This is a genomic window from Kitasatospora sp. NPDC002965, from assembly GCF_040611255.1.
Taxonomy (GTDB): domain Bacteria; phylum Actinomycetota; class Actinomycetes; order Streptomycetales; family Streptomycetaceae; genus Kitasatospora.
The window spans coordinates 1-10,069 of sequence record NZ_JBEXNT010000216.1; the positions used below are offsets into that span (position 1 = coordinate 1).

11 protein-coding genes and 1 pseudogene are annotated in these 10,069 nt (G+C 74.1%); 8 read left to right on the plus strand and 4 right to left on the minus strand.

Going from position 1 to position 10,069, the window contains the following annotated elements; translation table 11 throughout:
* Positions 1–370, minus strand: a pseudogene (locus ABZY91_RS40120) (hypothetical protein); the annotation flags it as partial.
* Positions 371–679: 309 nt separating this feature from the next.
* On the opposite strand from ABZY91_RS40120, the gene ABZY91_RS40125 reads away from it, so the two are divergent.
* The 5 genes from ABZY91_RS40125 (at position 680) to ABZY91_RS40145 (ending at position 4,769) form a co-directional block, all read left to right on the plus strand.
* On the plus strand, positions 680–1,357 hold the full coding sequence (locus tag ABZY91_RS40125; RefSeq protein WP_355408985.1) for a hypothetical protein: 678 nt from the start codon (positions 680–682) through the stop codon (positions 1,355–1,357).
* Positions 1,358–1,628: 271 nt separating this feature from the next.
* Entirely contained in the window at positions 1,629–2,471 is an 843-nt protein-coding gene (locus ABZY91_RS40130) for a thioredoxin domain-containing protein (RefSeq protein WP_355408987.1), read from the plus strand.
* 63 nt (positions 2,472–2,534) lie between these two features.
* The gene (locus ABZY91_RS40135; protein ID WP_355408989.1) at positions 2,535–3,206 is read left to right on the plus strand and encodes a vitamin K epoxide reductase family protein; all 672 of its coding nucleotides are present in this window, start codon (positions 2,535–2,537) and stop codon (positions 3,204–3,206) included.
* A 304-nt stretch (positions 3,207–3,510) separates the two neighbouring features.
* The gene (locus tag ABZY91_RS40140; RefSeq protein WP_329884248.1) at positions 3,511–3,717 is read left to right on the plus strand and encodes a hypothetical protein; all 207 of its coding nucleotides are present in this window, start codon (positions 3,511–3,513) and stop codon (positions 3,715–3,717) included.
* Positions 3,714–4,769 (plus strand): radical SAM protein, encoded by a 1,056-nt coding sequence (locus ABZY91_RS40145; RefSeq protein ID WP_355408991.1) that lies wholly within the window; start codon positions 3,714–3,716, stop codon positions 4,767–4,769. Before ABZY91_RS40140 ends, ABZY91_RS40145 begins: the two co-directional genes overlap by 4 nt.
* A gap of 51 nt (positions 4,770–4,820) precedes the next feature.
* On the opposite strand, the gene ABZY91_RS40150 is transcribed toward ABZY91_RS40145, so the two are convergent.
* Genes ABZY91_RS40150 through ABZY91_RS40160 form a run of 3 tightly spaced genes read right to left on the minus strand, consistent with a single transcriptional unit; the run spans position 4,821 to position 6,894 of the window.
* Positions 4,821–5,882: a serine hydrolase domain-containing protein gene (locus ABZY91_RS40150; RefSeq protein ID WP_355408993.1), complete on the minus strand. Its 1,062-nt coding sequence runs from the start codon at positions 5,880–5,882 to the stop codon at positions 4,821–4,823.
* Positions 5,883–5,940: 58 nt separating this feature from the next.
* Positions 5,941–6,477: a GNAT family N-acetyltransferase gene (locus ABZY91_RS40155; RefSeq protein ID WP_355408995.1), complete on the minus strand. Its 537-nt coding sequence runs from the start codon at positions 6,475–6,477 to the stop codon at positions 5,941–5,943.
* A 24-nt stretch (positions 6,478–6,501) separates the two neighbouring features.
* Complete coding sequence (locus ABZY91_RS40160) at positions 6,502–6,894, minus strand: ankyrin repeat domain-containing protein (RefSeq protein ID WP_329884239.1); 393 nt, start codon at positions 6,892–6,894, stop codon at positions 6,502–6,504.
* Positions 6,895–7,295: 401 nt separating this feature from the next.
* Between ABZY91_RS40160 and ABZY91_RS40165 the strand changes: the two genes are divergently transcribed.
* The 3 genes from ABZY91_RS40165 (at position 7,296) to ABZY91_RS40175 (ending at position 9,955) form a co-directional block, all read left to right on the plus strand.
* On the plus strand, positions 7,296–7,490 hold the full coding sequence (locus tag ABZY91_RS40165; protein ID WP_327674940.1) for a hypothetical protein: 195 nt from the start codon (positions 7,296–7,298) through the stop codon (positions 7,488–7,490).
* A gap of 121 nt (positions 7,491–7,611) precedes the next feature.
* A complete protein-coding gene (locus ABZY91_RS40170) occupies positions 7,612–9,237 on the plus strand; it encodes a hypothetical protein (protein ID WP_355408998.1) in 1,626 nt (541 codons plus the stop codon).
* A gap of 343 nt (positions 9,238–9,580) precedes the next feature.
* A complete protein-coding gene (locus tag ABZY91_RS40175; RefSeq protein WP_030396357.1) occupies positions 9,581–9,955 on the plus strand; it encodes an RNA polymerase-binding protein RbpA in 375 nt (124 codons plus the stop codon).
* Positions 9,956–10,069 lie beyond the last annotated feature (114 nt).

The following is a 10,069-nucleotide window of genomic DNA, read 5'->3' on the forward strand; positions in this document are numbered from 1 at the left end:
CCGATCTGCCGGCGGCCGGTCCGGGCGGGGTGGTCCCGTCGGCGCGGGCGAGGGCACGGGCGCCGCACTCCGGACCGGGGAGGGTGACGGCGGGGCCGACGGCGACGCCGCGACCGTGACCGGAGCGGCCGGCACCACCGCCGGCACCGTGACCGGCGTCGGCACAGCGGTCGGCGGCGGCACCGACGTCGGGGTCCACGTCGGCGCAGCGGTCTGAGTCGGCGCAGCGGTCCACGTCGGCGTGGCGGTGGGCGACGGCACTGCGGTCGGCGACGGCGAAGGAGCGGGCGGCGAAGGAGCGGGCGGCGACGGCGAAGGGCAGTGCGTCGCGGGGAAGGTCGGGTGCGCCGGCCACGACGGATGCGGCCACGACGGCCACCGGGGTGGCACCGGCGGCACCGGCAGCGGGGGCCCCGCGGGAACCGGTGGCCCCACGGGAACCGCGGCCTCCGGGCCGCTGGCATAGTCCATCGCCCGATTGTCGGACCGCCCCGGCTCCCACGTCAGCCCCTGACGGTCCGTCACCCACCCGGACGGCCGCCAAACCCATCCCCCCGGTGAACTCGCGGCCCCCGCGCCGCGAACGAACGACCGATGCGGGACAATCTGTGCGCCGATTCCCGCCCCGCCCCCGACGCACCCTCGTGCCCGGTGTAAGCGTCGTGGCATACTCCGGGACGTGACGACTTCCACCGGTGCGACGAGGGCCCTGCGGGCCGCGGTGTTCACCGCGCTCGCCGTGCCGTTGTCCGCACTGGGCCAGGTGGTCATCACCGGTCGTCCACTGCCGATCGTCCTGGTGGTGGCCGCGACGGTCGTCGTCTTCGTGCTGGCGGCCGCCCTGGCCGGCGGCGAACGGCGGTTGCTGCACATCGCGGCCGTGATGGTTCCGGTCGAGCTGCTGCTCAACACCACCTTCAACCTGGGCCAGGCCGGCTGCGGCCCGGCCCTCGCCCCCGACCACCTCCCCGCCCGCGGCATGAACCTCCTGGTCTGTGGCGGCGGTTCGGTGGACGGCTCGCTGTTCTCCGGGCCGTTGGGGCACTCCGGGCCGCTGGCGCCCGCCGCCACCCAGCTGCTGCTCCTGCTGGTGCACCTGCTGGTCGCGCTGGCCGCCTCCGCCTGGCTGCGGCTGGGCGACGCCGCCCTGTCGGGTCTCGCCCGCGCCCTGCGCGTGCTGCGCCAGTCGCTCGCGGCGCCGCTGCGGGCGCTGTTCCTGCTGCTGGCCCCGGTGCCGGCCCGGCCGGTGCTGCGGGTTCCGCTGCCGGTCCCGGACCGCCGCCGGCCGCGCCGCGAGGACGTGGTGCTGAGCCCGGCACCGCGCCGCGGGCCGCCGGTCCTCGCGCCTGCCTGCTGACGGCCCCGAGCCCGAAGTCCCGATCCCCCGGCTCCCCTAGCCCCGCGTTCCGAGCCCGCCGGCTCCGACCCCGCAGGGCCCGGTCCCGGCCGCCCCGACGCCCCACGGCGCGGGCTCCGATGGCCCCCGGGCGAGCTCCGCACAGGCAGCGCGCGACTCCGCCGTTCCACCGACCCCGCCCCTACCGGCCCGCCGGCGCCCCGCGCCCGCGCCGCGCCGAGGCGGCCCCTTCCGCACCTCCCGGTGCGTCCCACAACGGAGTTGACCCGTCATGGCACAGTCCGACCAGAAGCCCGGCACCAAGCAGCCGTCCCGCAAGCAGTCCCAGAAGATCAGCGCCCGCGAGCGGATCCAGGAGGCCCAGCGCCAGGAGAAGCAGTCCGCCCAGCGCCGTCAGCGGATCGTCGTCGGGGTGTCGATCGTCGTCGTGCTCGCCCTGGCCGGGGGCACCGCGCTCGCGATCAGCGCGGCCGGCGACGACAAGTCCTCCGCGGACACGGCCGCCGCGGAACCCACCGCGCTGGTCGTCCCGGCCAACACCTCCGGCCCGGACGGAACGGTGATCACCTACGGCAAGGCGGACGCCGCGCACACCCTCCAGGTGTTCGAGGACTTCCGCTGCCCGGTCTGCAAGGGCTTCGAGGCCTCCAACGGCGAGGCCGTCAAGAAGCTGGCGGACGACGGCACCGTCAAGGTCGAGTACCACCTGGCCGCGTTCCTCGACAAGAACCTCGGCGGCAAGGGCTCGCGCACCGCGCTGGCCGCCATCGGCGCCGCGGCGAACGAGGGCGTCGACAAGTTCAAGGCCTACCACGACGTGCTGTACGCCAACCAGCCGGAGGAGCGCGACGACGCCTTCGGCGACGTCAACCACCTGCTCGAACTCGCCGACAAGGTACCGGGCCTGAAGACGGACGCGTTCGTCAAGGCGGTCACCGACCGGACGTACGCGCCGTGGGCGAAGAAGGTCGCGGACGCCTTCAACGACAGCGGGGTGACGGGCACGCCGACGGTGAAGGTGGACGGCAAGCCGCTCACGCTGTTCAGCGGGAACCGCGCGGTCACGCCGGAGCAGTTCACCGCCCAGGTGAAGCAGGCCGCGGGTTTGTCGTGAGCACCACCGGCCCGGCCGACTCGCGGCCGGGCCGGCCCCTTCCCACCCCCGGAGTGCTCTGCCATGACCGCCCCGACCGCCGTGCCCCGCTCCTCCCGTCCCGCCCCCGCCGACCCCGCCGACCCCGCTCCTCCGGGCCCGGCCCCGATCGGCGCGGGCCGCGCGTTCTCACTGCTCGTCCTCCTCTGCGGACTGATCGGGCTGGCCGCCTCGGCCGTCCTGACCTTCGACAAGCTCCGCATCCTGGAGGACCCCTCCTACATCCCCAGCTGCAACATCAACCCGGTGATCAGCTGCGGGTCGGTGATGCGCACCGAGCAGGCCGAGGTCTTCGGCTTCCCGAACCCGCTGCTCGGGCTGGCCGCGTTCGGCGCCCTGGCGGCGATCGGCGCCGGGCTGCTGGCCGGGGCGGCGTACCGGCGCTGGTTCTGGCTCGGGCTGCAGGCCGGCACGCTGTTCGGACTGGGCTTCGTGCACTGGCTGATCGACCAGGCGCTGTACGACATCGGCGCGCTCTGCCCGTACTGCATGGTGGTCTGGGCAGCGGTGGTGGCGCTGTTCTGGTACACGACGCTGCACAACCTGCGCTCCGGGGTGATACCGGTCGGACCGAGGTTCCGGGTGGTCGTGCGGGAGGCCGCCCGCTACCACTGGGCGGTACCGGTGCTCTGGGCCGCGGTGATCGGCCTGCTGATCCTCAACCGCTTCTGGTACTACTGGTCGACCCTCCTCTGACGGGGACCTCCGCGAGCTGACGAGGCGTCAACTCCTCCGCCGGGGCGGCAGGGTCCCCGCCCCGGCGGAGCGGTTCGACCGGCCTCCCGCGCACCGCTGCTCCGCCCGGGTCGTACCCGGTCCGGCCATCACCTGCACGGGCGAACATCCCGCGCGGCCCGCCGGACCGGCCCGGACGATGGAGAGCGACCCCTCGCCCGAGACGTCGTTCTCCCGAGGCGGGGTCGTTCGGCCGTCGGCCGGGCGCCGATCCCCGACGCTCCGGTGGCCCCGGCCGTCCCAAGCCTCCCGAGGAGAGAAGACCATGGCCAGTCAGGGACCCACCTTCGCCATCAGCACCGCGGACCTCACCCTCGACGACGAGGGGCGGGTGCACATCCAGAACCCGGAGCTCGCCGAGTCGGTCGTGGCCGCCATGGCCTCGTCTCCGAACGCGTCGGCCCGCGCGACCACCAACAACTGTCACGGCGGCAACTGCGCCAAGGGCTGCGGCAAGTCGGTGGAGAGGTGACCGACTCCACCGGCGAACCCTCGCCCTTCGACCGGGAGTTCGCCGAATCCGTGCGCAGCGACCGGCTCCAGCTGATCCTGCTGCCCACCGAGCAGTGCAACTTCCGCTGCACGTACTGCTACGAGGACTTCGCGATCGGCCGGATGGCCCCCGAGGTGGTCGCCGGGGTGAAGAACCTCATCGACCGGCGCGCCGCCGGACTGCGGCACCTCCAGGTGTCGTGGTTCGGCGGGGAGCCGATGCTGGCCCGCCCGGTCATCGAGGAGGTGACCGCGCACGCCCGGGCGGCGCAGCGGCGCCACCCCGGCCTCGGCTACGAGAGCGACATGACCACCAACGGCTACCTGGTCGACGGCCGGACGGCCGAACACCTGGCGGGCCTCGGCGTCCGGGCCTACCAGGTGTCGCTGGACGGCCCCGCCGCGTTCCACGACCTGACCCGGGTGCGGGCCGACGGCCGGGGGACGTTCGAGCAGGTCTGGCGCAACCTGGAGGAGGTCCGGGCCGGCTCCGCCGACGTACGGATGCTGCTGCGCGTCCACCTCACCCCGGAGAACCTGCCGGTGATGCCGGAGTTCCTCGCCCGGATCCGGGACACCTTCCTCGACGACCCGCGGTTCTCCGTCTTCCTGAAGCGCGTGGTCCGTCTGGGCGGCCCCAACGACGACACCATGGACGTGCTCGACTCCGACGACGGGAAGATCGCCGGGCTGCGGGCGCTGCTGACCGAGGGCGGCGGCGAGGAGCGGCTGTTCGCGCCGGAGGAGGTCTGCTACGCCGCGCGCGCCAACTCGCTGCTGGTGCGGGCGGACGGCCGGCTGGGCAAGTGCACGGTGGCGCTGTCCGACCCGGCCAACGACATCGGCCGGCTGCGGCCGGACGGCTCGGTGGAGATCGACAATCCGCGGCTGCGCCCGTGGCTCCAGGGCTGGGCCGCGCGCGACCCGGAGCTCAACGCCTGCCCGTACGCGGCCTTCACGCGCCAGGCGGAGCCGGAGCCGAAGCCGCTGCTCCAGATCTCGAAGCGCCCGTTGGCGGCGGCGTCCGTCTGACCGCGCCGGCCCGAGGGCCCGGCCGCACACACGCGGCCGGGCCCTCGGGCGTCAGCCGAAGACGGCCCGCCGGAAGGCGTTGCGCAGATCGGTGAGCGGCTGGAACTCCCGGTCGTAGTGGACCTTGTTGGTGAGCAGCAGCGCCCAGCGGCCGAGCCGTCGGGAGATCCAGATCCCGGTGCCGGTGAAGCCGTAGTGGACGAAGGTGCCCTCCGCCGGATCGGTGCCGGCGGCGCAGAGCCAGGAGAGGCCCCTCGCGGGCTCCAGGCCGCCGGTCTGCTCGCGCAGCGACTCGGTGATCCACTCCTCGCCCCAGGGCAGGCCGGGCGGCGGGTCGAGCAGCGCGGTGAGGAAGCGTTCCAGGTCACGGGCGGTGGAGAAGGCGCCGGCGTTGCCGGAGACGCCCCCGAGCAGCCGGGCCGAGGGGTCGTGCACGACCCCGCAGAGCTCGGTGCCGGCCACCTCCTCGTACTCGGTGGGCGCGGTGCGGGCGGCGAGTTCCGGGCCGAGCGGGCCGTAGCGGGTGTCGGACATCCCGAGCGGGCGCCAGACCTGGCGGGCGGCGAGCTCGTCGAGCGGCGATCCGGCCAGCGAGCCGACCAGGTGGCCGAGGAGGACGGCGGCCCGGTCGGTGTACTCGACGGCCGTCCCGGGCTCGCGGTACAGCGGGGCGTCGAGCACGCCGGCCAGGATCACCGCCGGGTCCCGCCCGTAGAGCTCGACGAACCGGGTGCGCAGCGGCATCCCGGCGGTGTGGGTGAGCAGCTGACGGACGGTCACCTCACCGGCGGTCCGGCCGGCGACCTCCGGCCAGAAGTGGCCGAGGGGCCGGTCGAGCGGGAGCCGCCCGGACTGCCGGAGCACCCCGGCGCACGGCCAGAGCGCGACGATCTTGGTGATGCTGGCCACGTCGAAGAGCGTGTCGTGGTCCATCTCCCGCGCGCCGTAGGGGCCCTGGCCCAGCACCCCGGACCGCCCCCGGCCGCGGACGCCGCCGGCGTCACCGACCGACCAGACGCCACCGGTCCCGACGCCGGCCAGTCCGGCCGTCACCAGCCGGTCCACCACACCTGCGGGTGCCGCGAGTTCGGGCAGTGCTTCCGGTCCGCTCATCAACTGCCGCCCCCGTCTGCCGACTCCCCCGGGGGGAGCCTACCCGCGCGGGCACCGGTCAGACCGCTGCCGCACCGAACTCCTTGCCCATGCAGACCGACTGCGGGTGCTCGCGGTAGATGCCGAACTTCTGGATCGCCGCGTACCCCTCGGAGGCGTACAGGGCGATGGCCTCGGGCTGCTCGGTCCCGGTCTCCAGGACGAACCTGGTCCGCCCGGCCTCGGCCGCGGTCAGCTCCAGCCGGCGCAGCACCGTGCGGGCCAGGCCGCGGCCGCGCGCCTCGGGGCGGACGAACATCCGCTTCAGCTCGGCGTCGCCCGCCCGCAGCCCGTGCGGACCGGCCTCCTTGGCGCGCCAGCCACCGCAGGCGACCGGCTCGCCGTCGAGGTAGGCGATCAGGAAGAGGCCGTCCGGCGCCTCGAAGTGGTCGGGGTGCAGCTCGGTGAGGTCGCCCTCGCCGTAGCGGCGGACGTACTCCTCCTGCACCTCCGCCGAGAGGCGCTGGGCGTCGGGGTGGCCGTAGCCGGTGACGCGGATCTCGATGCTGTCGTCCTTGGCGTCCCGCAGGGCGCTGCTGCCGGTGGTGCTCTCCATGGTCGACAAGCCTACGGCCCCGGCTCAGCGACCCTCGAACCGGGCGACCAGCTCCTCCTTGCCGAACATCCGGGCGGTGTCGACGGCCGAGGGGGTGCCGGCGGAGGGGTCGGCGCCGCCGCCGAGCAGCACGGCGAGGACGTCGTCGGCCCCCTTGAAGACGGCGCCGGCGAGCGGGGTCTGGCCCCGGTCGTTGGCCCGGTTCGGGTCGGCGCCGCGCTCCAGCAGGGCGGTGACGGCGGTGGCGTGGCCGTGGTAGGCGGCGAGCATCAGCAGCGTGTCACCGCGGTCGTTGGTGAGGTCCGCCGGGGCTCCGGCGTCGACGTAGGCCGCGAGGGTCGCGGTGTCGCCGGCCCGGGCCGCGTCGAACAGCTTGCCGGCCAGCGCGATCACGTCGGCGTCGGGGGTGTCGGTCATCTCTGGGGCCTCTTTCGGGGTCTCGTCTCGTCCTGCGGTTCGGTGGTCGCGCCCGTCGCACCGTAGCGGCCGGACCCGTACGCGATCCAGCACGCTTCCGGATCCCGGATGCCGCCGCTCCCGCGCGTACCGCACGCGGGCCGGAAGGTTGCGCGCCCGTTCGAGCGAACTTCCGGGGACCCCCGGAAACTTCCCGACCCGCGGACGGGAATGTGTCGGCGCCCGGAACGGCGCGGCCCGCGGCTCCCCGGAGCCCGGTCCGCCTACCGCCACCCGGGTCACGAATCGGAGTAATCAGGGAAAACCACCCATTTGCACCGTTCCATCATCTATTACTTTTTGTCACGATTAAGGCACTTTCGGTAACACTGCCCCTGTCCCCCCTCCCCGAGGAGCAGAACGTGATCCTCTCGATTTCCGGCATCGTCCTGTTCGGCACCATCGCCTTTCTCTTCTTCCGCAGGGACGGACTAAAGGTCTCCCACGCCATCGTCTGCGCCCTTCTCGGCTTCTACATCGCCGGCTCCTCGATCGCACCGAGCATCACCGCAGGCGGCGCCAGCCTCGCCAGCCTGCTCGGCGGCCTCAAGTTCTAGCGCTTGTCCGACCCCGCCACTCCCCCGTACGGGCCCGGGCGCGGATCCCACCGCCCCCGGGCCCCGTCGTTGGATCAAGCCCAGTTCCGCCCGACCGTCCCATTCGCCCGGGGAGCCCGGAATGCCGCTCAACCGCCTACCGCTCAGCAAGGGCCGCGACCTCGTCCGCACGGCCGGCGACCACGCCTCCGACATGTTCGCGCCGCTCACCGTCATCGGCCGTGGCATGCGCCACCACGTCGCCTGGGCCAAGGCCCGCTGGCAGGCCACCCCCAAGGAACGCCGCGGGCCCACCGCGTTCCTGGTCGCCGCCATGCTGCTCGGGATCTACCTGCTGCCGCACGGCCTGCTGTTCGCCCTGGTGGCCCTGATGGCCAGCGCCGCCTGGGCCGGCCGGGGCCCCCGGACACCCCCCGGCCCGCCCGAGCCGGACGTCGCCGACGTCAAGCTCGGCGCGCTCTACGCCGCCCTCACCCCGTACCTGTCGGGGCCGGACGACCTCAACCCGCTCTACCGTCACGAGGGCGGCTACCAGGACGCCTTCGGCGGCTGGGAGTTCGACGGCGAGGGCCGGCTCTCCCGGCTGGAACTGGCCTACCCCGCCTACTTCACCGACACCGAACCGGCCGCCCGGGCCCGGATCGAGCAGGTCGTCCAGGGCAAGGCCGGCCGCGCCCGGGAGTACCGCTTCGACTGGGACGAGGAGTCCAACAAGCTGCGGATCGCCGCGCTGGCGCCGCTGCCCACCGACATCGCCGCCCAGCGGTTCGTGACCGCGCCCGGCGAGATCGTGCTCGGCTTCACCGACGGGGACGGCAGCGCCCGGACCATCCCGGTCCACCAGGGCGGCGCCGTCACCCAGCAGCCGCCGGTGATCTGGCGCACCGGGCCGCGCTCCGCCGAGCCCCACCTGCTCGCCCTCGGCGTGAGCGGCTACGGCACCTCCAGCCTGATCCGCTCGGTCGCCCTGCAGGCGCTGCCCTACGCCGACCTGGTGGTGATCGACGGCGCCGGCACCGGCGAGCACGCCTGCCTGGTCAACCGCCCCGGCGTGCACACGGTGGAGACCAGCCTGCACGGCGCGCTGGCCGCGCTACAGTGGACGGCCCAGGAGACCGAGCGCAGGCTCGGCGCCCTGAACGCGGCCCGGCACGCCGGCGTCGCCCCGCCCGAGGACGTCGTCCGCCCGCTCTGGCTGCTGCTCGACCACCCGACCGAGCTGAGCGAGCTGGCCCACGCCGAGGGCCGCCCCGACCCGCAGGACCTGCTGGAACTGCCGCTGCGGCACGGCCGGGCCGCCCGGGTCACCGTCGTCGTCGCCGACGACGTCGAGGCCCGGGACCGGATCACCCCGAGCGTCCGGGCCACCACCCGGGCCCGCGTGGTGCTCGGCCCGACCGGCCCCGCCGAGGGCCACGCCGCGCTCGGCACCCCGCTGGACATCGTGCCCGCCGCACACGCCCCCGCCGGGCGCGGCTACGCCCGGATCGGCACCGGCACCCCGGTCCGCCTCCAGGTGCCGGCCACCGTCGACCCGCTGGACGAGGACGCGCCCGCCCAGCTGCGGGACGCGGTGATCGCCCTGCTGCCGCACCGCGACACCCGCACCGAGGCCGCCGCCCCGGTCGAGGCGCCGCCGCGCCCGGACGGTCCGCCGACCGTGCCGGTGGAGCTCGACGCGGACCCGCGCGCCGGGGTGGACCTCGCCAAGGGGCCGTCCGCGCTACGCTTCCGCCCGCTCGCCTGACCCGCTCGGTCCGGGCCGCCGGCCCCCTCCGGCGGGTCCGGCCCACTCGGCCGGGCGGGCGGAACGTGAGGGCTTCGGGAGGGGCGGCGCAGGCCGCCGGTTCCCGCCCCGGTACGCTCGTCCGGGAAAGGCCGACCGATCACCAGATGTGAAATAGGTGACACCTGGGGTGATATCACCGGCCAGATGTGACAAATCGGGCGCCGGTGGGTACAAACAGGGGCGGCACGACAGACGACGCATGTCCCGGGACGGGAATCTTCGTCGGAAGCCGAGCGTTGACCGAACGACGAAGAACAACGACCACTAGTCCTGTGGGCCATAAGCCCGGGAGGCACGATTCATGAGCGAGCGAGCTCTCCGCGGCACGCGACTCGGGGCCACTAGCTACGAGACCGACCGCGGTATCGATCTGGCTCCGCGCCAGACCGTCGAGTATGCATGTCAGAACGGACACCGATTCGAGGTTCCTTTCTCGGTCGAGGCGGAGATCCCCTCGGCGTGGGAATGCCGCTTCTGCGGCCAGGAGGCGGTACTCCTCGACGGTGACGAGCCTGAGGAGAAGAAGACCAAGCCGACGCGTACCCATTGGGACATGCTGATGGAGCGCCGGACGCGCGAGGAGCTGGAGGAGGTGCTGGCCGAGCGGCTGGCCGTGCTCCGCTCCGGCGGGATGAACCTCGCGGTGCACCCGCGGGACACCCGCAAGAGCGCCTGACCCCGCTCCCGCGGCCCGGCGGGAGCACGCGAAAAGGGACCCTGGCCTCCAGGGTCCCTTTCGCGTTGCCCGCATCCTGCCCGGAACCGCCGCCGGGCGGGCCCCGGGGCGCCC

What these genes read in the sequence shown, in the direction of transcription:
- ABZY91_RS40150 (WP_355408993.1), bottom strand. Translation starts at nt 5,882, where the DNA reads ATGAGCGGACCGGAAGCACTGCCCGAACTCGCGGCACCCGCAGGTGTG.
- ABZY91_RS40135 (WP_355408989.1), top strand. Translation starts at nt 2,535, where the DNA reads ATGACCGCCCCGACCGCCGTGCCCCGCTCCTCCCGTCCCGCCCCCGCC.
- ABZY91_RS40175 (WP_030396357.1), top strand. Translation starts at nt 9,581, where the DNA reads ATGAGCGAGCGAGCTCTCCGCGGCACGCGACTCGGGGCCACTAGCTAC.
- ABZY91_RS40170 (WP_355408998.1), top strand. Translation starts at nt 7,612, where the DNA reads ATGCCGCTCAACCGCCTACCGCTCAGCAAGGGCCGCGACCTCGTCCGC.
- ABZY91_RS40155 (WP_355408995.1), bottom strand. Translation starts at nt 6,477, where the DNA reads ATGGAGAGCACCACCGGCAGCAGCGCCCTGCGGGACGCCAAGGACGAC.
- ABZY91_RS40140 (WP_329884248.1), top strand. Translation starts at nt 3,511, where the DNA reads ATGGCCAGTCAGGGACCCACCTTCGCCATCAGCACCGCGGACCTCACC.
- ABZY91_RS40160 (WP_329884239.1), bottom strand. Translation starts at nt 6,894, where the DNA reads ATGACCGACACCCCCGACGCCGACGTGATCGCGCTGGCCGGCAAGCTG.
- ABZY91_RS40130 (WP_355408987.1), top strand. Translation starts at nt 1,629, where the DNA reads ATGGCACAGTCCGACCAGAAGCCCGGCACCAAGCAGCCGTCCCGCAAG.